Below are 21,081 nucleotides of genomic sequence, written 5' to 3'. Positions count from 1 at the left end.
GGCCGCCGCCGGTCAGAGTTTGCGCAGGCTCAGCCGCTGCACCTTGTGGTCGGGGCCCTTGCGCACGACGAGGGTGGCGCGGCCGCGGGTGGGAGCCACATTCTCCAGGAGGTTGACCTTGTTGATCGTCCGCCAGGTCGTGCGCGCGTAGGCGAGGGCCTCCTCCTCGGAGACCTGGGTGTACTTGCGGAAGTAGGAGGACGGGTCCTGGAACGCCGTGGCCCGCAGCTTGCGGAAGCGGTTCAGGTACCAGCTCTCGATGTCCTCGGCGCGCGCGTCCACGTACACACTGAAGTCGAAGTAGTCGGCGAGGCCCACGCGGGTGCGGCCGTCCTTGCCCGGCAGCGCGGGCTGAAGGACGTTCAGGCCCTCGACGATCAGGATGTCCGGGCGGCGGACGGTGAGGCGCTCGCCGGGCACGATGTCGTAGATCAGGTGCGAGTAGACGGGGGCCGTCACCTCGTCCTTGCCGGCCTTGATGTCGGCGACGAAGCGGGTCAGGGCGCGCCTGTCGTACGACTCCGGGAAGCCCTTGCGCGACATCAGGCCGCGGGCCTGGAGTTCCTTGGTGGGCAGCAGGAAGCCGTCGGTGGTGACCCGCTCCACCCGCGGGTGCTCCGGCCAGCGGGACAGCAGGGCCTGGAGCAGGCGGGCGACCGTGGACTTGCCGACCGCCACCGAGCCCGCGACGCCTATCACGAAGGGCGTGCCCGTCTGGGCCGCCCGTTCGCCGGTGTTGCCGAGGAAGGTGTTCAGGGCGCCGCGCAGGCCGTCGGTGGCGCCCACGTACAGGTTCAGCAGGCGCGAGAGCGGCAGGTAGATGTCACGGACCTCGTCGAGGTCGATGACGTCGCCCAGACCGCGCACCTTCTCCACCTCGGCGGCGGTGAGGGGGAGCGGCGTCTTGTCGCGCAGCGCGCTCCACTCGGAGCGGGTGAGGTCGACGTAGGGGGTCGCCTCCGGGCGGTGCCGGTGGGCGCCCCGCGGCGGCGAGGGGGCCGAAGAGATCACAGTCCATTGTTACGGCTGTTTGAACTCGGGTGCGGGTGGGGTGCGTCACCCTTGCGGTCCGGTGGGGTGCGTCACCCTCGCGGTCCGGTGGGGGTGCACCCTTGCGGTCCGGTGGGGGTGCACCCTGCGGTTCGTGGGGGTGCACCCTGGTGGTCGACCTTTTCTTTTGTTGGTTGGAGTTGCTTGTGATTATCGGGGTCGGCATCGACGTGGCCGAGATCGAGCGGTTCGCCGAATCGATCGCGCGGCGGCCCAACATGCGGCAACGGATCTTCGTCGAGGCCGAGTTGTACCTCCCCGACGGGGAGCGGCGCGGAATCGCCTCCCTCGCCGCGCGCTTCGCCGCCAAGGAGGCGCTCGCCAAGGCGCTCGGGGCGCCCGCTGGGCTGCGGTGGGTCGACGCGGAGGTGTACGTCGAGGAGAGCGGGCAACCGCGGCTTCGGGTGCGGGGGACCGTCGCCGCGCGTGCGGAGGCGTTGGGGGTGCGGGGGTGGCACGTCTCCATGAGCCATGACGCGGGGGTGGCTTCCGCCGTGGTCATCGCGGAGGGCTAGGCCCTCGTACCGGGGCGCGGGTGCCCTCTGCGGTGGGGTGCGCGAAACTTGTGTGATGCGTACTGCGTACCGCGTGGACAGTGTTCGAGCCGCCGAGCGCGCGCTGATGGCCCGCGTGCCGGACGGTGCCCTGATGCAGCGGGCCGCCGCCGGGCTCGCCGTGGTGTGCGGGCAGGTGCTCGGCAGGGTGTACGGGGCGCGCGTCGTGCTCCTCGTCGGCAGCGGCGACAACGGGGGCGACGCCCTGTTCGCCGGTGCCCGGCTCGCGCGGCGCGGTGCCGGGGTGACCGCGGTGCTGCTCGCTTCCGAGCGGGTGCACGGCGGTGGGCTCGCCGCCCTCCTTCGTGCCGGGGGGCGGGTCCTCGACGCCGCCCCCGGTGACGGCTCCGGCGTCTCCGAGCGGGCCCTGGCCGCCCTGGACGGGGCCCGGCTCGTCGTCGACGGCATCGTCGGCATCGGCGGCAGGGGCGGGCTGCGGGCCCCGGCCGCGCGGCTCGTGCGCGCCGCCGCCGACTCCGGTGCCCCGATCGTCTCCGTCGACCTGCCGAGCGGTGTGGACGCCGACACCGGACAGGTGCGCGGGGACGCCGTCCGCGCCGACGCGACCGTGACGTTCGGGACGTACAAGCCCGGCCTCCTCGTCGACCCCGGGCGTGCGTACGCCGGAGCCGTACGCCTCGTCGACATCGGCCTCGACGGGGAACTCCACGCGCACGAGCCCGCCCTGGAGGCCCTCCAGTACGCCGACGTCGAGCGGCTGCTGCCCGTGCCCGGCCCCGAGAGCGACAAGTACCGGCGCGGCGTCGTGGGCGTCGTCGCCGGGTCCGCCCGGTATCCCGGGGCCGCCGTGCTCTGTGTCGCCGGGGCGCTGCGGGGCGGGGCCGGGGCCGTTCGGTACGTGGGGCCCGCCGCCGACGCCGTCATCGCCCGCTTCCCCGAAGCCCTCGTCTCCGCCGGGCCGCCTGCCTCCGCCGGGCGGGTGCAGGCCTGGGTCGCCGGGCCGGGGCTCGGTGACGACGCCGCGGCTCTGCGGGACGTGGTGGCCGCCGACGTGCCCGTCCTGATCGACGCCGACGGGCTGCGGCTCGTGGACGCCTCCGCCGTGCGCGGGCGCGGGGCGCCCACGCTGCTCACTCCGCACGCCGGGGAGGCCGCCGCGTTGCTCGGTGTCTCCCGGGAGGAGGTCGAGGGGGCTCGGCTGGACTCCGTGCGGGAGTTGGCTGCTCGGTACTCGGCCACGGTGCTGCTCAAGGGGTCGACCACGGTGGTTGCCCCGCCCGCGGGGGGTGGTGCTGTGCGGGTCAATCCGACGGGGACGTCGTGGTTGGCCACCGCGGGGAGCGGTGACGTGCTGTCGGGGCTTGCCGGGTCGCTGTTGGCGGCGGGGCTCGGGGCGGGGGACGCGGGGGGTGTCGGGGCGTTTCTGCATGGGCTGGCGGGGCGGCTTGCCGCGGAGGGGGCGCCGGTGGGGGCGCAGGATGTCGCTGACGCCGTGCCGTTGGCCTGGCGGGATGTGCGGGGCTGAGAGCTTGGCGGTTTCGCCTTTCCGTGGGTGGGGGTGGCGGGGTTTTCGCCTTTCCGGTTGTGGGGTGGCGGGGTTTTCGCCTTTCCGTTGGTGGGGGTGGCGGGGTCGTGGCGGGATGGCCGTGCTCGCGTAGTGGACACTGTCTTCTTCATCGCGCCGTCAGTGTGTTGCTTGGCACGCTGCGCTCGGTCATCCCGCCACGACCCCTCCCGTGCGTTCAGCGTCTGCGGCTCCGTGCCACTTGCGATCCGTGCGCCTTGCGGCTCGGTGCCTTGTGCGGCTCGTGCGGCTTTCGCCGCCCGCCCGCCCCCTCGCTGTGGGCATCTGGTCCGCCAGGGGCGAGGGGGTACCTCCCTGCTCTAGCGGAGCCGAGAGCTTGGGGGAGGGTGGGCACAGCCCCAACCGCCGGGTACCCGGTGTGTAAGCGGAGGGGCAAGGCCTGCACAGTGGCTGATGCAGGGGCGGGGGGCGGCTCTGAGAGACTTGGGGGCGATGACTCAGACTGCACCGCCGCGCGTCCGCGCCGAGATCGACCTGGCCGCCCTCAGGGCGAACGTACGGACCCTGCGCGCCCACGCCCCCACCGCCGCCCTCATGGCCGTGGTGAAGGCGGACGGCTACGGCCACGGCATGCTGCCGTGCGCCCGCGCCGCCCTGGAGGCAGGCGCCACCTGGGTGGGCACCGCGACCCCGGAGGAGGCCCTCGCGCTCCGCGCGGCCGGTATCGACGCCCCCCTGATGTGCTGGCTCTGGACCCCGGGCGGCCCCTGGCGCGAAGCCGTCGAGGCCGGCCTGGACATCTCCGTCAGCGGCACCTGGGCCCTGCGCGAAGTCACCGCCGCCGCCCGCGCGGCCACCCGCACCGCACGCGTCCAGCTCAAGGCCGACACCGGCCTCGGCCGCAACGGCTGCATGCCAAAGGACTGGCCCGAGCTCGTCGCGGAGTCGCTGCGCGCCGAGGCCGACGGCCTGGTCCAGGTCACCGGGCTCTGGTCGCACTTCGCGTGTGCCGACGAGCCGGGGCATCCGTCCGTCCAGGCCCAGCTCGACGTCTTCCGCGACATGGTGGCGTACGCGGAGGAGCGGGGGATCCGGCCCGAGGTGCGGCACATCGCCAACTCCCCGGCCACCCTCACCCGGCCGGACACCCACTTCGACCTCGTACGGCCGGGTATCGCCATGTACGGCATCTCGCCCAGCCCCGAGATCGGCGTCCCCCAGGACTTCGGCCTGCGGCCCGTCATGACGCTCACCGCCGCCCTGGCCTCCGTCAAGCACGCCCCCGCGCAGCACGGCGTGAGCTACGGGCACCACTACACCACCCCGGGCGCCACCACCCTCGGCCTGGTTCCCGCGGGCTACGGCGACGGCATCCCGCGGCACGCCTCCGGTACCGGGCCCGTGCTCGTCGGGGGCAAGCTGCGTACCGTCGCCGGACGGATCGCGATGGACCAGTTCGTCGTCGACCTCGGCGGCGACGAGCCCGAGGTCGGTTCGGAAGCCGTGCTCTTCGGGCCCGGTGACCAGGGTGAGCCGACGGCCGAGGACTGGGCCCGTGCGGCGGGCACGATCGGGTACGAGATCGTCACGCGCATCGGTTCCCGCGTTCCGCGCGTCCACGTGGACAAGGGCCCGAACGACTGAAGAGGAGCGGCACGTGAGCGAGGGCAGCACGGGGGCGGCCGCCGCGGACGTGGTGACCGAAGTGGCCGGGGCGGCCGTCGCGGCGGGCACCTCCTGGCGGCGGGCCGGGATCGCCGGCACCGCGATAGGCGTCATCGCCGCGGGCGCCGCCGCGGGTGTCGCCATCGAGCGCATGACGGTCGGCCGCGGCATGCGCAAGAAGGCCCGCCTCGCCCTCGACTCCGCGGGGCCCTACGGCTCCCTGCGCGGCATGCCCGGCACGGCGTACGCGGACGACGGCACCGAACTCGCGTACGAGGTCGATGAGGTGGATGCAGTCCCTGCGCGGGTGGATGGGGTCCGTGTGCAGGCGGATGCGGACGCGGAAGTAGGCGGGCCCGGTCTCTCGGGGGGTGCTCGGCGGCTTCGGCTCTTCGGGCGGAAGGTTCCCGCGCCCGTCACCGTCGTCTTCAGCCACGGCTACTGCCTCGGCCAGGACTCCTGGCACTTCCAGCGTGCCGCGCTGCGGGGCGTCGTGCGCTGCGTGTACTGGGACCAGCGCAGCCACGGCCGCTCCGGACGCGGCGTGGCCCAGATCGAGGACGGCAGGCCCGTCTCCATCGACCAGCTCGGCCAGGACCTCAAGGCCGTCATCGACGCGGCCGCGCCGGAGGGGCCGCTCGTGCTCGTCGGGCACTCCATGGGCGGCATGACCACGATGGCCCTCGCCGACCAGTTCCCCGACCTCGTCCGCGAACGCGTCGCGGGCGTCGTCCTCATCGGTACGTCGTCCGGGCGGCTCGGCGAGGTCAACTTCGGGTTGCCCGTGGCGGGGATGAACGCCGTGCGGCGGGTGCTGCCCGGCGTCCTGAGGGCCCTCGGATCGCAGGCGGAGCTGGTGGAGAAGGGGCGGCGTGCCACCGCCGATCTGTTCGCGGGCATCATCAAGCGGTACTCGTTCGCCTCCCCCAGGGACATCGACCCGGCCGTCGCGCGGTTCGCGGAGCGGCTCATCGAGTCCACCCCGATCGACGTCGTCGCGGAGTTCTACCCGGCCTTCGCCGAGCACGACAAGACGACGGCCCTGGAGCGCTTCGCCGGGCTGCCCGTACTCGTCCTGGCGGGCGACAAGGACCTCGTCACCCCCAGCGAGCACAGCGAGGCCATCGCGGACCTGCTGCCCGACGCCGAACTGGTGCTCGTACCCGACGCCGGGCACCTGGTGATGATGGAGCACCCCGAGGTGGTCGTCGACCGCATCGCCGACCTGCTCGTCAGGGCCAAGGAGCAGGTGCGCGACGCCGCCAGGTAGCCCGCCCGGCACCGCGGGGTGCCGTGTCGGGGCGGCCGGAGCACGGCTCCCGAGCGGCTAACGTGGCCGCCATGGAAGCACCGCACAGCCCGGCCCCCGCCACCACCCTCAAGATCACCGTCAACTCGCCGGACCGGATGGGCGACTTGGGCCGCCGCCTCGCCGAGGTCCTGCGTCCCGGAGACCTGGTCATGCTCACCGGTGAGCTGGGCGCCGGCAAGACAACGCTGACCCGCGGCCTCGGAGCGGGCCTCGGCGTGCGGGGCGCCGTCACCTCGCCGACGTTCGTCATCGCCCGCGTGCACCCCTCCCTCGGCGACGGCCCGCCGCTGGTCCACGTCGACGCGTACCGCCTGGGCGGCGGCCTCGACGAGATGGAGGACCTGGACCTCGACGTCTCGCTGCCGGAGTCCGTGGTCGTCGTGGAGTGGGGCGACGGCAAGGTCGAGGAGCTCTCGGACGACCGGCTGCACATCGTCATCGACCGGGCCGTCGGCGACACTACGGACGAGGTGCGCGAGGTCACGCTGCACGGCATCGGCGCGCGCTGGGCCGCCGCCGACCTGACGGTGCTCTCCGCCTGAGCGCTCCGGCGTTTCCCGGGGTCTTGTAGGGGGTCTTGTAGGGTCGCCCGAACTTTCCGACAAGGCGTCGGCAAGATATTGCGCGGCGAGCGTCGTCCGTGGTCACATGGATACCAGGTAGTGGTTAGGTCTACCTAACCACGTCTGCCCCCGAAGCCCCAGGAGGCGTCCATGCCGGCTTCAGAACGCGATGCGCGGCCCAAGCCGCTCGCACGTCCCTCGGCGCCGTCGGCCTGGTCGATGAGCGATCTGCTGGCCTCGTGCGCCGCCGCGAACGCGGTCTCCACGCCCCCGGCCGCGCCCCCGCGGCACCCGAAGGCCGGGCACCGCGCGGAGGAACGGCGGTGCGACGCGGCCTGAGCCGTCGGCCGACGGGTGCCCTCGGAGCGCGGGCGTGCGCGGGCGTACGCCCCGGCGGGCGGCGCTTCAGCGGGGCTGGCGCCTCAGCGGGGTGGCCCCTCAGGGGGTGGCGCCTCAGGGGACGACGACGACCTTGACGTCCATCAGCGCGAAGTCCCACATCGCGTTGCCGTCCGCGCGCGACGAGCGGATGCCGCCGGTCTTCTTCGCGGGGTCCGGCTTCTCCGTGGAGCCGTTGAGCGCCGCACTGAACCCGATCGCTATGCCGTTCACGTCCGCGAACCGCACGACGTGCTCGATCTGCGTTCCGTCGGACCCGACGATCTGGCCGGAGCGCGAGGTCACGGTGTACGAACCGGCCGCGGGGTCCACGGAGCTCGGCGTCACCTTGTACGTGCGCTTCACCTTGTCGGAGTCGGCGACGAGCCAGACCCGGTCGCCCGCCAGGGAGTAGACGACCCGCTTCCCCGAGCCCGTGCCGCCGGGCAGCGCGAGCGGGTCGGTCTTGCCCTTCTCCGGGTCCGAGGTCTCGGTGGAGGACTTGTCGGGGCGGGCACCGAGGTCGTCGGGGGCGCTGGCGGAGGCCTGGTAGGCGAGGAATCCGACCACGGCGAGGGCTGCCGCGGTGAGGCCGGCCACGAACCCCGAGCTGCTCCTTGACATCTGCGCCACCTCCCGTGCGTACGGCTACGGGGTGACGGTAGCAGCAGGTGTGCTCATCGCCGGGGCGGCCGTGCGCCGGGCCCCGGAGCCGTAGGCTGTTTGCGTGCTCTTGCTCGCTCTGGATACCGCCACCCCCGCCGTGACCGTCGCCCTGCACGACGGTACGGCCGTCATCGCCGCGTCGAGCCAGGTCGACGCCCGTCGCCACGGTGAGCTGCTGCTCCCCGCCGTGGACCGGGTGCTCGCCGACGCGGGCCTGAGACTCGACGCGGTCACGGCCGTCGTCGCGGGCATCGGCCCCGGCCCCTACACGGGCCTGCGCGTCGGCCTGATGACCGCCGACACCTTCGGCCTCGCGCTCGGCGTCCCGGTGTACGGGGTGTGCACCCTCGACGGCCTCGCGTACGCCTCGGGCATCGAGGACGGCCCGTTCGTCGTGGCGACGGACGCCCGCCGCAAGGAGGTCTACTGGGCGCGGTACGAGAACGCGCGCACCCGGACCGGCGGCCCCGCGGTGGACCGCCCCGCGGACATCGCCGCCGAGGTCGCGGGGCTCCCCGCGGTCGGCGCGGGCGCCGCCCTGTACCCGGACGCGTTCACGGACGTGCGCGGCCCCGAGCACGTGGCGGCAGCGGCCCTCGCGTCCCTCGCGGCGGAGAAGCTGGCGGCGGGCGCGGAGCTCCCCGAACCGCGCCCGCTGTACCTGCGCCGCCCCGACGCGCAGGTCCCCAAGAACTACAAGGTGGTCACCCCCAAGTGACCACGGAGCCCACGGAGCCCACCGAACCCCCCGAGCCCACCGAGCCCTCTGGGCTCTCCGGGCTTCCCGGGACGACGCCCCGGGCCGCCACCGAGGTGCGCGAGATGCGCTGGTGGGACATCGACCCCGTGCTCGCCCTGGAGAAGGAGCTGTTCCCGGACGACGCGTGGTCGCGCGGCATGTTCTGGTCGGAACTGGCGCACGCGCGCGGGCCCGGCTCCACGCGCCGCTATCTGGTGGCGTACGAGGGCGAGCGCCTCGTCGGCTACGGCGGCGTCGCGGTCGCGGGCAGCGACTCCGGCGACGGCGCGGCGGTGGCCGCCGACGTGCAGACGATCGCCGTCGCCCGGGACCACTGGGGCACCGGCCTCGGCGCGGCCCTGCTCACGGAGCTGCTGCGGCACGCCAGCGCGTTCGAGGCCACCGAGGTGATGCTCGAGGTGCGCGTGGACAACACCCGGGCGCAGAAGCTGTACGAACGCTTCGGCTTCGAACCGATCGGCTTCCGCCGCGGCTACTACCAGCCCGGCAACGTGGACGCGCTGGTGATGCGCCTGTCCGACCCCTCCGCCGTCCCGGCCTCCGTGCACGGCGCCCCCGAACCCTCGACCGACGGCCAGGCGGCACCTGGCCCGCTGAACGGCGTACAAGGAACCGAGATCCATGGCTGACTCCCGTGACGAGCCCCTCGTCCTCGGCATCGAGACCTCCTGCGACGAGACGGGCGTAGGTGTCGTCCGCGGTACGACCCTGCTGGCGGACGCGGTGGCGTCCAGCGTCGACGAGCACGCGCGCTTCGGCGGCGTCGTCCCCGAGGTGGCGTCCCGCGCGCACCTGGAGGCGATGGTCCCGACCATCCGGCGCGCCCTGGAGGACGCCGGGGTCGCGGCGTCCGACCTGGACGGCGTCGCGGTCACGGCGGGCCCCGGCCTCGCGGGTGCGCTGCTCGTCGGGGTCTCGGCGGCGAAGGCGTACGCGTACGCGCTCGGCAAGCCCCTCTACGGGGTGAACCACCTGGCGTCGCACATCTGCGTGGACCAGCTCGAGCACGGCGCGCTCCCGGAGCCGACGATGGCCCTCCTGGTCTCCGGCGGCCACTCCTCCCTGCTCCTCTCCACCGACATCACCTCCGACGTACGGCCCCTCGGGGCGACGATCGACGACGCGGCGGGAGAGGCGTTCGACAAGATCGCGCGCGTCCTGAACCTGGGTTTCCCCGGCGGCCCGGTGATCGACCGCTACGCGCGCGAGGGCGACCCCGGCGCCATCGCGTTCCCGCGGGGTCTGACGGGCCCGCGCGACGCGCCGTACGACTTCTCCTTCTCCGGCCTCAAGACGGCGGTGGCGCGCTGGATCGAGGCGAAGCGGGCTGCGGGCGAGGAGGTTCCGGTACGGGACGTGGCGGCGTCCTTCCAGGAGGCCGTCGTGGACGTCCTGACCCGCAAGGCGGTGCGGGCCTGCAAGGACGAGGGCGTGGACCACCTGATGATCGGTGGCGGCGTGGCGGCGAACACGCGGCTGCGGGCCCTTGCGCAGGAGCGGTGCGAGGCGGCCGGGATCCGGCTCCGGGTGCCGCGGCCGAAGCTCTGTACGGACAACGGGGCGATGGTGGCTGCGCTCGGCGCGGAGATGGTCGCCCGTAACCGGGCGTCCTCGGACCTCTCCCTGTCGGCGGACTCGTCCCTGCCCGTGACGGAACCCCACGTACCCGGCGCGCACGCCCACACCCACTCGCACGATCACGTGCACGAGGTCGCGAAGGACAACCTGTACTCATGAGCGTCGCGCTGATGTGGGAGGCCCGGGCGGAGGTCGGGCGGGGGCCCGAGTTGCTCGACTGGGTGCGGGGGCAGGGGCTTGATCCTGCGCCGGTGCGGCGGGAGACCCTGCGGGCGCCCGCGGACCGGGTGCTAGTGATCACCTGGTGGGACGCCCCGTACGAGGCGAAGCTCCCCGAACTCCCGGACCCCCCGCCCGGCCTGGTGTCCCGCCCCCCACACCGCTGGCGCTTCGAGCCGGTGGACTGAGCCACGGAAGCGGCTGCCCACAGCAAGGGCGGAGGCAGCTGCCCGCATCGGCGGCGGGAACCACAGACGAACCGGAAGTCGCCATCGCACCGGAGGGGTCGTGGCGGGATGACCGAGCGCAGCGTGCCAAGCAACACACTTACGGCGCGACGCAACCAGGCAGTGTCCACTACGCGAGCACGGCCATCCCGCCACGACCCCGCCACCCCCACAACCGGAAAGGCGAAAAACCCCCGAGGCCATGTCGATGAGGGCTCCTGCCGTTCGACGTAGGGGTGAGAGGCGGGAGAAAGACCCCCCGCCCACCCACCGAACGAACGAAAGGCACCACCATGCCGCGCTACCTGGCGATGATCCGCATCGACGAGAACGAGACGCACGGAACCGGCCCGAGCCCCGAACTCCAGCAGCGCATGGGTGAGCTCCTGGAAGGCATGGCCAAGGAGGGCGTACTGCTGGACACGGCGGGCCTGGCGCCGACCTCGGAGGGGACCAGGGTCCACTGGCAGGGCGGCAGGCTGTCCGTCACGGACGGCCCGTTCACGGAGGCCAAGGAGGTCATCGGCGGCTACTCCATCCTCCAGGCCAGGGACAGCGCCGAGGCGGTCGAGTGGACCAAGCGGTTCCTGAAGGTCCACGAGGACTACTGGACGATCACCGTGGAGGTCAGGGAGATCGGCGAGGCAGGCATCCCCGGCGTGGGCCCGGACGCCTGATCCTTTGCGCGCAGGGACCAGGGGTGCTCTGATGGATGGCCGTGGACCACGCGTCTGAGCACCCCCGCCACCCCGCGCACAGCGTCGAGCAGACCATCGAGACGGTCTTCCGCATGGAGGCCCCACGAGTGATCGCCGGCGCCGCCCGGATCGTACGGGACGTGGGCATCGCCGAGGAGTTGGCGCAGGACGCCCTGGTGGCGGCCCTGGAGCAGTGGCCCGCCGCGGGCGTCCCCGACAACCCGGGCGCCTGGCTCACGACCGCGGCCAAGCACCGCGCCGTGGACCTGGTGCGCAGGCGCGAGCGCTACGCGCGCAAGCTGGCGGAGATGGGCCGCGACCTGGAGACCGCGCCGCCGCACCTGGACGAGATCCCGGACCGCGTCGAGGACCCGGAGGCCATCGACGACGACCTGCTGCGCCTGGTCTTCACGGCGTGCCACCCGGTGCTCTCGGCGGAGGCCAGGGTCGCTCTCACGCTCCGCCTGCTCGGCGGCCTCACCACGGCGGAGATCGCCCGCGCCGTGCTGGCCCCCGAACCGACGGTGGCCCAGCGCGTGGTCCGAGCCAAGCGCACGCTGGCCGCGAAGAACGTCCCGTTCGAAGTGCCCTACGGCCCGGACCGTGAGGCCCGGCTCGGCTCGGTCCTGGACGTCATCTACCTGATTTTCAACGAGGGGTACGCGGCGACGGCGGGCGACGACCACGTGCGTCCCGCGCTGTGCGAGGACGCGCTGCGCCTGGCGAGGCAGCTCGCCGCCCTGATGCCGAGGGAGCCCGAAGTGCACGGTCTTGCGGCGCTGTTGGAGCTCCAGGCGTCGCGCACCGCCGCGCGGACGGGCCCCGACGGCGAACCCGTACTGCTCGAGGACCAGAGCCGGGCCCGCTGGAACCGGATGCTGATCGGGCGCGGGTTCGCCGCACTGGAGCGGGCGGAACGGGCGGAACGGGCGGAGCGGGCGGCAGACGGACCGCTGCACGGACCGTACGTGCTCCAGGCGGCGATCGCGGCGTGCCACGCGCACGCGGCGTCGTACGAGGAGACGGACTGGGGGCGGATCGCGGCGCTGTACGGGCTGTTGGCGGTGCGGGCGCCGTCGCCGGTGGTGGAGTTGAACCGCGCGGTCGCGGTGTCCATGGCGCGGGGCCCCGAGGAGGCGTTGCCGCTCGTGGACGCGCTGGTGGACGAACCCGCCCTGCGGGACTACCACTTGCTGCCCAGTGTGCGGGGGGACGTCCTGGCCCGGCTGGGCCGCGGCGCGGAGGCCCGCGCGGAGTTCGAGCGGGCGGCGGGGCTCACCCGCAACGCGCGGGAGCGGGAGCTGTTGCTGCGGAGGTCCAAGGGGTGCGGGGGGTAGACCCGCCCGGGGGCACATCCAGCCCGTCCGGTGTTCGAGGAGGAGGCGCGGAGCGCCGTTTCAGCAAGGGTGTCCCACCAGCATAGTGGGCGCACCCGCGACCCGGGTCAGGAAAACCGTCGCGGACCCGGCCCCCCGGGGCTTCACCTTGCGGCGGAGTTCCTCGGGCTCGACCGCGGACCCCCGCTTCTTGACGGTGAGGACACCGACCCCACGCTCCCGCAGCAGCGCCTTCAGCTTCTTGACGTTGAAGGGGAGTTGGTCGGTGATCTCGTACGTGGTGGCGTACGGCGTGGTGACGGCGGTGTCGGAGGTGACGTAGGCGATGGTCTCGTCGATGAGGCCGCCCTCGACGCGGGCGGCGACCTCGGCGACGAGGTGGGCGCGGATGACGGCGCCGTCGGGTTCGTGGAGGAAGCGGCCGACGGGCCGGACGCCGGGGTCGGGGAGCATGGTGGCGCGCGGGGAGACCAGGGTGTCGCCGCCGGGCAGGAGGGTGGCCCGGTGCGCGGCGGGGGTGTCGGTGCCGAACCACAGGACGGCTTCCTTGACGTCGCCCCCGTCGGAGATCCACTCGGCCTCCGCCTCCTCGGGCACGGCGTCGTGCGGCACGCCGGGGGCGATCTTCAGGGCGGCGCGCGGCGCCTTGCGGGCGGCTTCGACGGCCCAGGACAGGGGCGGGGAGTAGGCCTCGGGGTCGAAGATCCGGCCGCGTCCGCCGCGCCGTGCGGGGTCGACGAACACGGCGTCGTACGGGGAGGTGTCCACGTCGGTCACATCGGCCTCGCGGACCTCGATGAGGTCGGACAGGCCAAGGGCCTCGGCGTTGGCGCGGGCGACGGCGCAGGTCAGCGGGTCGCGGTCGACGGCGAGGACGGAGATGCCGGCGCGGGCGAGAGCGATGGCGTCGCCGCCGATGCCGCAGCAGAGGTCGGCGACGGAACGCACGCTGAGCCCGCCGAGTTCGACGGGGTCACCAAAGCGCCGGGCGCGGTGGGTGGCGACGGAGGTGCGGGTGGACTGTTCGACGCCGTGGGGGGTGAAGAACATCCGGGCGGCGTCGGCGCCGAACTTCGCGACCGCCCGCTGCCGGAGACGCGCCTGCGCGAGCGCGGCGGAGACGAGGTCGGCGGGGTGCTCGCGGCGCAGCCGGGTGGCGACCGCCAGCTCCTGGCTCGGTTCGACGTCCCGTACGGATTCCAGGAGGGCGCGGCCTTCGTCGGTGCGGAGCGCGGCGAAGGAGGCAAGCGGATCGTTCACGCCGCCCATTGTGGGCCAGTCGGAGGAAGGTGCGCGTGCGGCGGCGGTGTCGGTGCCGTACGGGGCGGCTGAACTGCGAGGATCCGGCGCCATGCGACAAGTACGACAAAACGAACAATCGAGGAGAAAACTCTGGACGGGGGAGCCCCGCAAGGAGGAGTCCCGCTGGGAGGAACCCCGTAAGGGGGAACCCCCCAGGAGAGAGCCCCCCGCCGGGAGGCCCCGCGGGAAGGGGAAGTCCCGTAAGGGAACGCTCGCCGCCGGAGTCCTCAGCACCACCATCGTCGCCACCACGATCGTCTCAGGTTGCTCCTTCGACGGTGCCGGCCGGGGCGGCTCCGGCGCGCACGGCCAGCAGCCGGAGCTCGGCCCGCCCGCCCGCGTGCTGCGCGAGTACGCCGAGGATCTGCGGGCGAGGCAGGCCGTGCGCGCCGCCGCGGCGAAGCGCTGGGGCCTGAAGCGCACCCCGCTCCTGGCGCCCCCCGCGCCCGCCGTGAAGCCGCGCCTCACCACCCGCAAGGGCTTCGAGGTCAAGGGCCAGGCGCAGCTGCCGCCGGTGTTCACCACGATCCCGACCAAGCACAAGGTCGTCTTCCTGACGGTCGACGACGGTGCCGAGAAGAGTCCGGCGTTCCTGCGGATGATGAGCGACTTGCAGATCCCGTACACCGCCTTCCTCAGCGACTACCTGGTCAAGGAGGACTACGGCTACTTCAAGCAGATGCAGGACCGTGGCGTCGTACTGAACAACCACACGCTCAACCACCGCTACATGCCGAAGCTCTCCTACAAGAAGCAGCGGCGGGAGATCTGCGGGATGCAGGACGTCATCGAGAAGCGGTACGGCAAGCGGCCCGAGCTGTTCCGGCCGCCGTACGGGAACTACAACCGCACGACCCTGCGCGCCGCCAAGTCCTGCGGCATCAAGGCGGTGCCGCTGTGGGCCTCCGAGGGCTTCGCCGACCACATGGAGTGGCGGGAGTGGGACAAGGACCTGCACCGGGGCGACATCATCCTCACGCACTTCCGCGGGCGTGCGGACTGGAACGGCACGATGACCGACATGGTCCGCACGGTCCTGAAGAAGGCCACGGCCAAGGGGTACGCGATCGCGCGGCTGGAGGACTACTTGTGAGCAGCCCGGCGCGCGGCCGGGCGGCGGCAGCCGTCGCGGCGGGGGTGCTGGCCCCCGCCCTGCTGCTGTCCGGTTGCGCGCAGTCGGTCGACCCGATCGAGCGACTCGGCAGGAAAGCGGCCGAAAAGATGCCCTCGAAGGGGGCGGTTCCCGGCGGGGACTGCGGACGGACGGGCGCGCCCCCGCGCACGGGGCGCCCCGGCGCCGCCCCGCCGACCGCGAACCCCTCCCTCGCGGGGCCCGCCACGGAGCCCGCGCCCAGGAGACCCGCCCGGAAACAGGCCACCGATCCGGCCACACGGCCCGCCACGGAACCTGCGGCCGGGCCCGGACGTTGCCGGGAGGCGGGCTCGCCACGCCCGGCGAGAAAACCACGGGACGCGGATACGGGGCCGCGGGGCGAGGGCACGAAACGCCTGGACGACGCGGACACGAAGCCCCTGGAAGCGGTCACGAAGCCGCCGGACCGGGGTGCGGGAGCGCCGGATTCCGACCCGGAAGAAGCGGGCCGGCGGAGCGGTCCCGCTCGGCCGTGAGCCGCGTCCGTTGGCACTCCGCTTGACCGAGTGCTAATCGTCGTCCTAGTCTCGGGCCTGGCACTCCCCACCGGAGAGTGCCAACAGCGACGGGCAGGTCCGGCACCCGCGACGACGGATCGACCTGGTCGCCACCTCTAGATCAGTTAACCCCGCGAGATCTCCGAAGGGGGAGGTCGGATCGTGACGACCGCCAGCTCCAAGGTTGCCATCAAGCCGCTTGAGGACCGCATCGTGGTCCAGCCGCTCGACGCCGAGCAGACCACGGCCTCCGGCCTGGTCATTCCGGACACCGCGAAGGAGAAGCCCCAGGAGGGTGCTGTCCTCGCCGTGGGCCCGGGCCGTTTCGAGAACGGCGAGCGCCTGCCGCTCGACGTGCAGGTCGGCGACGTCGTGCTCTACAGCAAGTACGGCGGCACCGAGGTGAAGTACAACGGCGACGAGTACCTCGTCCTCTCGGCCCGCGACGTGCTCGCGATCATCGAGAAGTAATTCACCTGCTTCACCAGTTTCCGCTGTTGAGCTGCGCCCCTGGTCACCCCGCTGATTGCCGGGCGGCGAGGGGCGCAGCCCGTTGAACCCGAGTTTCCGAGAGGGCTGAACCGCTCCCATGGCGAAGATCCTGAAGTTCGACGAGGACGCCCGTCGCGCCCTCGAGCGCGGCGTCAACAAGCTTGCCGACACGGTCAAGGTGACGATCGGCCCCAAGGGCCGCAACGTCGTCATCGACAAGAAGTTCGGCGCTCCCACCATCACCAACGACGGCGTCACCATCGCCCGCGAGGTCGAGGTCGAGGACCCGTACGAGAACCTCGGCGCCCAGCTGGTGAAGGAGGTGGCGACCAAGACCAACGACATCGCTGGTGACGGCACCACCACCGCCACCGTGCTGGCCCAGGCCCTGGTCAAGGAAGGCCTGCGCAACGTCGCCGCCGGTGCCTCCCCGGCCGCCCTGAAGAAGGGCATCGACGCCGCGGTCAAGGCGGTCTCCGAGGACCTCCTCGCCACCGCCCGTCCGATCGACGACAAGTCCGACATCGCCGCCGTGGCCGGGCTCTCCGCCCAGGACCAGCAGGTCGGCGAGCTCATCGCCGAGGCGATGGACAAGGTCGGCAAGGACGGCGTCATCACCGTCGAGGAGTCCAACACCTTCGGCCTCGAGCTGGACTTCACCGAGGGCATGGCCTTCGACAAGGGCTACCTGTCGCCGTACATGGTGTCCGACCAGGAGCGTATGGAGGCCGTCCTCGACGACCCGTACATCCTGATCCACCAGGGCAAGATCGCCTCCATCCAGGACCTGCTCCCGCTCCTGGAGAAGGTCATCCAGGCCGGCTCCTCCAAGCCGCTCCTGATCATCGCCGAGGACGTCGAGGGCGAGGCCCTCTCGACCCTGGTCGTGAACAAGATCCGCGGCACCTTCAACGCCGTCGCCGTGAAGGCCCCCGGCTTCGGCGACCGCCGCAAGGCGATGCTCGGCGACATGGCCACCCTCACCGGTGCCACCGTCGTCGCCGAGGAGGTCGGCCTCAAGCTCGACCAGGTCGGTCTCGACGTGCTCGGCACCGCCCGCCGCGTGACGATCACCAAGGACGACACCACCATCGTCGACGGTGGCGGCAACTCCGGCGACGTCGAGGGCCGCGTCGCCCAGATCAAGGCCGAGATCGAGGCCACGGACTCCGACTGGGACCGCGAGAAGCTCCAGGAGCGCCTCGCGAAGCTGGCCGGCGGCGTGTGCGTCATCAAGGTCGGCGCCGCCACCGAGGTGGAGCTGAAGGAGAAGAAGCACCGTCTGGAGGACGCCATCTCCGCGACCCGCGCCGCGGTCGAGGAGGGCATCGTCTCCGGTGGTGGCTCCGCTCTGGTGCACGCCGCGAAGGTTCTCGAGGGCAACCTCGACAAGACCGGCGACGAGGCAACCGGTGTCGCGGTCGTCCGCAGCGCCGTCGTCGAGCCGCTGCGCTGGATCGCCGAGAACGCCGGCCTCGAGGGCTACGTCATCACCACGAAGGTGTCGGAGCTGGACAAGGGCTTCGGCTTCAACGCCGCGACCGGCGAGTACGTCGACCTCGTCAAGGCCGGCGTCATCGACCCGGTCAAGGTGACGCGCTCCGCCCTGGAGAACGCCGCCTCCATCGCTTCCCTGCTGCTCACGACCGAGACGCTGGTCGTCGAGAAGCCGGCCGAGGAAGAGGCCGACGGCGGGCACGGCCACGGTCACGGTCACTCGCACTGACCCGAGCCTGCGCCTGACCTGAGCGGTCGGCCGGCCCGAGTGGTCGGCCGGCCCGAGCGGTCGCTGAGGCCCGACTTCCCGTCGCGGGAGGTCGGGCCTTTCGCGTCTGCTCCGCTTCGCGTTCGCTCGGCTTCGCGTCTGCCTGGTGCTGCCGCGTCGCCGGGTGCCGGTCGTGGACCGTCCTCGCGCAGTTCCCCGCGCCCCTTCAGGGGCGGGTCCCCGCTCTGGGGTGCTACCGCGGCCCGTACTTGCGGCCCGTTCTCGACGTGACGCCCCCGAGGAGCGCCCTCGGCGTCACCTTCACCACGCCCATCAGGGCCTTGTACCGGGGGTCCGGTACGGAGAGGGACTTGCCGCGGGCCAGGTCGGCGAGGGCCGCGGCCACCAGCTTGTCGGCGTCGAGCCACATCCAGCCCGGGATGTTGTCGGTGCCCATGCCCGCCCGCTCGTGGAACTCCGTACGGACGAAGCCGGGGCACAGCGCCATCAGCCGCACCCCCGATCCGGCCAGGTCCCGCGCGGCGCCCTGCGTGAACTGCACGACCCACGCCTTGGACGCGCCGTACGTGCCACGCGGCACGAACGCGGCGACCGACGCCACGTTCACGACACCGCCGCGGCCGCGCTCGCTCATGGCCGCCGTCGCTGCGGACGTCAGCCGGAGCACCGCCTCGCAGTGCACCTTCAGCATCGTCAGCTCGTCGGCGAGGGACACCTCCAGATAGCGGCCCTTGTTGCCGAAACCGGCGTTGTTGACGAGCAGGTCGACGCCGTCGCGGCGGCGGCCGAGCCGCTCCTCGACGGCACCGATGCCTTCTTCCGTGGCGAGGTCCGCGGTGAGGACCTCCGCTTCGATGCCGTGCCGGTCGTGCAACTCGGTCGCCTGCTCCCGCAGCCGCTTCGTGTCGCGTGCGACCAGGACGAGGTTGTGCCCGTCGGCGGCGAGGCGGCGCGCGAAGGCCGCGCCGATGCCCGCGGTCGAACCCGTGATGAGAGCCGTAGTCATGGACCAAGGCTAGTGAGGCCGGGGGCGTGCGTCTGCCACGAGTCCGGCGCGGCCGGGCCCCGGGGACCGCGCGCCGCGCCGAGCCGCCGTCAGTTGCCCTTCGCCTGCCGCTGCTTGACGAACCTGAGCGCCTTCGCCCTGGCGCCGGGGTGCAGCGCGTCCCCGGCGGCGAGCAGCTCGGGCAGCAGTGCACGCTCCGTCGTCACGGCCCGGAACTGGAGGGAGACGCTGACCCCGTGGTCCGGGCGGTGCACGACCTCGACCGGGTCGCCCGCCTGGATCGTGCCCGGCTCGACGACCCGCAGATAGGCGCCGGGCAGCACCGCCTGGGTGAACCGCCGCACCCAGGCCCGCTCTCGCAGGTGCCCCTGGAACGTACGGCAGGGGATGCGCGAGGAGGTCACCTCCAGGAGCAGTTCGGGGCCGACCCGCCAGCGTTCGCCTATCAGGGCGCCGTTCACGTCGACGCCGGACGTCGTGAGGTTCTCGCCGAAGCCGCCGTTGCGCAGCGTCCGGCCGAGGCGGCGCTCCCACTCGTCGAGGTCCTCGCGGGCGAAGGCGTACACCGCCTGGTCGTTGCCGCCGTGGTGGCGCAGGTCGCAGACGGTGTCTCCGGCGACGCCGCTGCCCCCGGTGCCCTTCGGGCCGGGGGCGGTCACCCGCACGGGGCCTTCCGTCGGCTGTTTGTCGATTCCGGTGCTGCCTGTGGGGGAGTCGGTGTAGTCGACGGCTCTGGCCCGTCCGGCGTTCACGGAGAGAAGCTTCATCCGGTCAGGCTAAGCGAGCGGCCTTGAGGCCCCCTCAAAGTTTCCGCGCGATATTCAGCGCCACTCCCAAGATTCCCTTATGCTCGACTCATGATCGAGGCCCGTCATCTCCGTGTCCTGCGCGCCGTGGCCGCCACCGGCTCCTTCTCGGCGGCGGCCCGCGAGCTCGGCTGCACCCAGCCCGCCGTCAGCCAGCAGATGAAGGCCCTCGAAGGGTCCGTGGGCACGCCCCTGCTCATCCGCACCGGTCGCGAGATGCGGCTCACCCAGGCAGGTGAGTCCCTGGTCCGGCACGCCGCCGGGATCCTCGCGGGGCTCACCGCCGCCGAGGAGGAGGTCGCCGCCATCGCCGGTCTGCGCGCGGGCCGGGTGCGCCTCGTGTCCTTCCCGAGCGGCTCGTCCACCCTCGTCCCCGGTGCGCTCGCCGCCCTGCGCGCCGCGCATCCCGGCACCCGTGTCTCCCTGGAGGAGGCCGAGCCGCCGCGCTCGGTGGAGATGCTGCGCGAGGGCGACTGCGACGTGGCGCTCGCCTTCCGGTACGCCGGGGCGGCGGGTGCGGAGGAGTGGGACGACCTCGTCGTGCGGCCCCTCCTCGACGACCGCCTCGTCGGCCTCGTACCGGAGGAGCACCCGCTGGCGAAGGCCGAGAGCGTCACCATCGGGGAACTGGCCGACGAGTCCTGGATCGCGGGCTGCCCGCGCTGTCGGCGGCAGCTGGTGGAGGTCTGCGAGGGCGCGGGCTTCGCGCCCCGGATCGACTTCGCCACGGACGACTACCCGGCGGTGGTCGGCCTGGTCGGGGCGGGCCTCGGAGTGGCGGTGCTGCCCGAGCTCGCCATCGAGTCGGTACGTCCCAAGGGCGCCCGCGCGGTCACGGTGGAGCCCCCCGTGCGACGGGAGATCGTCGCGCTCACGCTGCCGGATCTGGCGCAGGTCCCCGCGGTGGCCGCCACGCTCGACCACCTGGCGCGGGCCGCCGCGCGCTGAGCGGCGCGCCCTGCTGTGCGGCCGGGACCGCACCGGCGGAACCTCGCTGCCGTGCTGCCGGAACCTCGCTGCCGTGCGGGGGAACCGAGCTGCCGGGCGTCCCGCCAAGGTTCTGAAGAAACGTTCCTTCAGGGAGTGCCACCACTACTCGCCGTCACCAGACGGTTGCGGGCACGGCCCATGAGTTCCTCGCGCTCGTCCTCCGTGAGGCCGCCCCACACGCCGTACGGCTCGCGGACCGCGAGCGCGTGCGCGGCGCACTCCGCGCGCACCGGGCATCGCATGCAGACCTCTTTGGCCGAGTTCTCGCGCGCGCTCCGTGCCGCGCCGCGCTCGCCCTCCGGGTGGAAGAAGAGCGAGCTGTCCACCCCGCGACAGGCCGCGAGGAGCTGCCAGTCCCATAGATCTGCGTTCGGTCCGGGAAGGCGGGAGAAATCTGCCATTGCGTGTCTCCTGGTAGCCGTTCTGACGCGGATACGGTGCCCATGACAGTACATCTACTGTCTAAGGAGATGAAAATATGACTCATTGCGAATCTAGCCGCAGACACCAGTAAAAGTGAAGAAAAGCCGCTAAATGGGTCATAAGGCTTGAAGGGTGTACGGCGCACGGGCCATGGCGCCGCGCCGCGCGGCCTGTCGGTGACCGGCGGGAAGGC

At 72.7% G+C, this 21,081-nt stretch carries 22 protein-coding genes; 16 read left to right on the top strand and 6 right to left on the bottom strand.

The features are described 5' to 3' along the window. Positions 1-12 precede the first annotated feature (12 nt). Positions 13-1,011: a type I pantothenate kinase gene (gene coaA, locus ACH4DX_RS13375; RefSeq protein ID WP_398122101.1), complete on the bottom strand. Its 999-nt coding sequence runs from the start codon at positions 1,009-1,011 to the stop codon at positions 13-15. 185 nt (positions 1,012-1,196) lie between these two features. Here coaA and ACH4DX_RS13370 point away from each other — a divergent pair, with 185 nt between their 5' ends. From ACH4DX_RS13370 to ACH4DX_RS13345, 6 genes are all read left to right on the top strand, one after another. Next, positions 1,197-1,565 carry a holo-ACP synthase gene (locus tag ACH4DX_RS13370; RefSeq protein WP_398155133.1) on the top strand — a complete coding sequence of 123 codons (369 nt, stop codon included), beginning with the start codon at positions 1,197-1,199 and terminating at the stop codon, positions 1,563-1,565. 55 nt (positions 1,566-1,620) lie between these two features. Then, the gene (locus ACH4DX_RS13365; protein ID WP_398155132.1) at positions 1,621-3,090 is read left to right on the top strand and encodes an NAD(P)H-hydrate dehydratase; all 1,470 of its coding nucleotides are present in this window, start codon (positions 1,621-1,623) and stop codon (positions 3,088-3,090) included. A gap of 492 nt (positions 3,091-3,582) precedes the next feature. Next, positions 3,583-4,734, top strand: a complete 1,152-nt coding sequence (gene alr, locus ACH4DX_RS13360) for an alanine racemase (RefSeq protein ID WP_398155131.1) — start codon at positions 3,583-3,585, stop codon at positions 4,732-4,734. Between the two features lie 13 nt (positions 4,735-4,747). Next, the gene (locus ACH4DX_RS13355; protein WP_398155130.1) at positions 4,748-6,025 is read left to right on the top strand and encodes an alpha/beta fold hydrolase; all 1,278 of its coding nucleotides are present in this window, start codon (positions 4,748-4,750) and stop codon (positions 6,023-6,025) included. Between the two features lie 71 nt (positions 6,026-6,096). Beyond that, positions 6,097-6,609: a tRNA (adenosine(37)-N6)-threonylcarbamoyltransferase complex ATPase subunit type 1 TsaE gene (gene tsaE / locus ACH4DX_RS13350; RefSeq protein ID WP_398124136.1), complete on the top strand. Its 513-nt coding sequence runs from the start codon at positions 6,097-6,099 to the stop codon at positions 6,607-6,609. 171 nt (positions 6,610-6,780) lie between these two features. After that, a complete protein-coding gene (locus tag ACH4DX_RS13345; protein ID WP_398124137.1) occupies positions 6,781-6,969 on the top strand; it encodes a hypothetical protein in 189 nt (62 codons plus the stop codon). A 114-nt stretch (positions 6,970-7,083) separates the two neighbouring features. Here the strand turns inward: ACH4DX_RS13345 and ACH4DX_RS13340 are convergent, their stop codons facing one another. Next, positions 7,084-7,632 (bottom strand): hypothetical protein, encoded by a 549-nt coding sequence (locus ACH4DX_RS13340; RefSeq protein ID WP_398124138.1) that lies wholly within the window; start codon positions 7,630-7,632, stop codon positions 7,084-7,086. Positions 7,633-7,735: 103 nt separating this feature from the next. On the opposite strand from ACH4DX_RS13340, the gene tsaB reads away from it, so the two are divergent. From tsaB to ACH4DX_RS13310, 6 genes are all read left to right on the top strand, one after another. Further along, complete coding sequence (gene tsaB / locus ACH4DX_RS13335; protein WP_398155129.1) at positions 7,736-8,392, top strand: tRNA (adenosine(37)-N6)-threonylcarbamoyltransferase complex dimerization subunit type 1 TsaB; 657 nt, start codon at positions 7,736-7,738, stop codon at positions 8,390-8,392. Between the two features lie 104 nt (positions 8,393-8,496). Further along, positions 8,497-9,063, top strand: a complete 567-nt coding sequence (gene rimI / locus ACH4DX_RS13330; protein ID WP_398155275.1) for a ribosomal protein S18-alanine N-acetyltransferase — start codon at positions 8,497-8,499, stop codon at positions 9,061-9,063. Then, positions 9,056-10,171 carry a tRNA (adenosine(37)-N6)-threonylcarbamoyltransferase complex transferase subunit TsaD gene (gene tsaD, locus ACH4DX_RS13325; RefSeq protein WP_398155128.1) on the top strand — a complete coding sequence of 372 codons (1,116 nt, stop codon included), beginning with the start codon at positions 9,056-9,058 and terminating at the stop codon, positions 10,169-10,171. The genes rimI and tsaD overlap by 8 nt, the downstream gene beginning before the upstream one ends. Beyond that, a complete protein-coding gene (locus ACH4DX_RS13320; RefSeq protein ID WP_398124141.1) occupies positions 10,168-10,419 on the top strand; it encodes a hypothetical protein in 252 nt (83 codons plus the stop codon). The genes tsaD and ACH4DX_RS13320 overlap by 4 nt, the downstream gene beginning before the upstream one ends. 332 nt (positions 10,420-10,751) lie before the next feature. Continuing rightward, positions 10,752-11,135 carry a YciI family protein gene (locus ACH4DX_RS13315; protein ID WP_398121916.1) on the top strand — a complete coding sequence of 128 codons (384 nt, stop codon included), beginning with the start codon at positions 10,752-10,754 and terminating at the stop codon, positions 11,133-11,135. A 35-nt stretch (positions 11,136-11,170) separates the two neighbouring features. Then, positions 11,171-12,493 carry an RNA polymerase sigma factor gene (locus ACH4DX_RS13310; protein WP_398155127.1) on the top strand — a complete coding sequence of 441 codons (1,323 nt, stop codon included), beginning with the start codon at positions 11,171-11,173 and terminating at the stop codon, positions 12,491-12,493. A gap of 60 nt (positions 12,494-12,553) precedes the next feature. Here the strand turns inward: ACH4DX_RS13310 and ACH4DX_RS13305 are convergent, their stop codons facing one another. After that, a complete protein-coding gene (locus ACH4DX_RS13305) occupies positions 12,554-13,762 on the bottom strand; it encodes a methyltransferase domain-containing protein (protein ID WP_398155274.1) in 1,209 nt (402 codons plus the stop codon). A gap of 82 nt (positions 13,763-13,844) precedes the next feature. Between ACH4DX_RS13305 and ACH4DX_RS13300 the strand changes: the two genes are divergently transcribed. From ACH4DX_RS13300 to groL, 3 genes are all read left to right on the top strand, one after another. Further along, positions 13,845-14,888, top strand: coding sequence for a polysaccharide deacetylase family protein (locus ACH4DX_RS13300; protein WP_398155126.1), 1,044 nt, complete (start codon positions 13,845-13,847; stop codon positions 14,886-14,888). A gap of 719 nt (positions 14,889-15,607) precedes the next feature. After that, entirely contained in the window at positions 15,608-15,916 is a 309-nt protein-coding gene (gene groES, locus ACH4DX_RS13295) for a co-chaperone GroES (RefSeq protein ID WP_030022440.1), read from the top strand. A 118-nt stretch (positions 15,917-16,034) separates the two neighbouring features. After that, complete coding sequence (gene groL, locus ACH4DX_RS13290; RefSeq protein ID WP_398121919.1) at positions 16,035-17,663, top strand: chaperonin GroEL; 1,629 nt, start codon at positions 16,035-16,037, stop codon at positions 17,661-17,663. A 232-nt stretch (positions 17,664-17,895) separates the two neighbouring features. Here groL and ACH4DX_RS13285 read toward each other — a convergent pair whose 3' ends face one another. After that, on the bottom strand, positions 17,896-18,669 hold the full coding sequence (locus tag ACH4DX_RS13285) for an SDR family NAD(P)-dependent oxidoreductase (RefSeq protein WP_398155125.1): 774 nt from the start codon (positions 18,667-18,669) through the stop codon (positions 17,896-17,898). A gap of 89 nt (positions 18,670-18,758) precedes the next feature. Then, positions 18,759-19,436: an MOSC domain-containing protein gene (locus ACH4DX_RS13280; RefSeq protein WP_398155124.1), complete on the bottom strand. Its 678-nt coding sequence runs from the start codon at positions 19,434-19,436 to the stop codon at positions 18,759-18,761. 90 nt (positions 19,437-19,526) lie between these two features. Between ACH4DX_RS13280 and ACH4DX_RS13275 the strand changes: the two genes are divergently transcribed. After that, entirely contained in the window at positions 19,527-20,423 is an 897-nt protein-coding gene (locus ACH4DX_RS13275; RefSeq protein ID WP_398121922.1) for a LysR family transcriptional regulator, read from the top strand. Between the two features lie 128 nt (positions 20,424-20,551). On the opposite strand, the gene ACH4DX_RS13270 is transcribed toward ACH4DX_RS13275, so the two are convergent. Further along, positions 20,552-20,866: a WhiB family transcriptional regulator gene (locus tag ACH4DX_RS13270; RefSeq protein ID WP_398121923.1), complete on the bottom strand. Its 315-nt coding sequence runs from the start codon at positions 20,864-20,866 to the stop codon at positions 20,552-20,554. Positions 20,867-21,081 lie beyond the last annotated feature (215 nt).

Origin of the sequence: Streptomyces sp. NPDC017940 (assembly GCF_044328435.1) — a bacterium.
Lineage (GTDB): Bacteria > Actinomycetota > Actinomycetes > Streptomycetales > Streptomycetaceae > Streptomyces.
The sequence above is the reverse complement of the archived record's forward strand: the minus strand, read 5'-3'. Positions and strand labels throughout refer to the sequence as shown.

What these genes read in the sequence shown, in the direction of transcription:
- ACH4DX_RS13270 (WP_398121923.1), bottom strand. Translation starts at nt 20,866, where the DNA reads ATGGCAGATTTCTCCCGCCTTCCCGGACCGAACGCAGATCTATGGGAC.
- ACH4DX_RS13365 (WP_398155132.1), top strand. Translation starts at nt 1,621, where the DNA reads ATGCGTACTGCGTACCGCGTGGACAGTGTTCGAGCCGCCGAGCGCGCG.
- ACH4DX_RS13340 (WP_398124138.1), bottom strand. Translation starts at nt 7,632, where the DNA reads ATGTCAAGGAGCAGCTCGGGGTTCGTGGCCGGCCTCACCGCGGCAGCC.
- alr (WP_398155131.1), top strand. Translation starts at nt 3,583, where the DNA reads ATGACTCAGACTGCACCGCCGCGCGTCCGCGCCGAGATCGACCTGGCC.
- tsaD (WP_398155128.1), top strand. Translation starts at nt 9,056, where the DNA reads ATGGCTGACTCCCGTGACGAGCCCCTCGTCCTCGGCATCGAGACCTCC.
- ACH4DX_RS13275 (WP_398121922.1), top strand. Translation starts at nt 19,527, where the DNA reads ATGATCGAGGCCCGTCATCTCCGTGTCCTGCGCGCCGTGGCCGCCACC.
- ACH4DX_RS13280 (WP_398155124.1), bottom strand. Translation starts at nt 19,436, where the DNA reads ATGAAGCTTCTCTCCGTGAACGCCGGACGGGCCAGAGCCGTCGACTAC.
- ACH4DX_RS13320 (WP_398124141.1), top strand. Translation starts at nt 10,168, where the DNA reads ATGAGCGTCGCGCTGATGTGGGAGGCCCGGGCGGAGGTCGGGCGGGGG.
- groL (WP_398121919.1), top strand. Translation starts at nt 16,035, where the DNA reads ATGGCGAAGATCCTGAAGTTCGACGAGGACGCCCGTCGCGCCCTCGAG.
- ACH4DX_RS13315 (WP_398121916.1), top strand. Translation starts at nt 10,752, where the DNA reads ATGCCGCGCTACCTGGCGATGATCCGCATCGACGAGAACGAGACGCAC.
- ACH4DX_RS13300 (WP_398155126.1), top strand. Translation starts at nt 13,845, where the DNA reads ATGCGACAAGTACGACAAAACGAACAATCGAGGAGAAAACTCTGGACG.
- rimI (WP_398155275.1), top strand. Translation starts at nt 8,497, where the DNA reads ATGCGCTGGTGGGACATCGACCCCGTGCTCGCCCTGGAGAAGGAGCTG.
- tsaE (WP_398124136.1), top strand. Translation starts at nt 6,097, where the DNA reads ATGGAAGCACCGCACAGCCCGGCCCCCGCCACCACCCTCAAGATCACC.
- ACH4DX_RS13345 (WP_398124137.1), top strand. Translation starts at nt 6,781, where the DNA reads ATGCCGGCTTCAGAACGCGATGCGCGGCCCAAGCCGCTCGCACGTCCC.
- ACH4DX_RS13310 (WP_398155127.1), top strand. Translation starts at nt 11,171, where the DNA reads ATGGCCGTGGACCACGCGTCTGAGCACCCCCGCCACCCCGCGCACAGC.
- ACH4DX_RS13305 (WP_398155274.1), bottom strand. Translation starts at nt 13,762, where the DNA reads ATGGGCGGCGTGAACGATCCGCTTGCCTCCTTCGCCGCGCTCCGCACC.
- ACH4DX_RS13285 (WP_398155125.1), bottom strand. Translation starts at nt 18,669, where the DNA reads ATGACTACGGCTCTCATCACGGGTTCGACCGCGGGCATCGGCGCGGCC.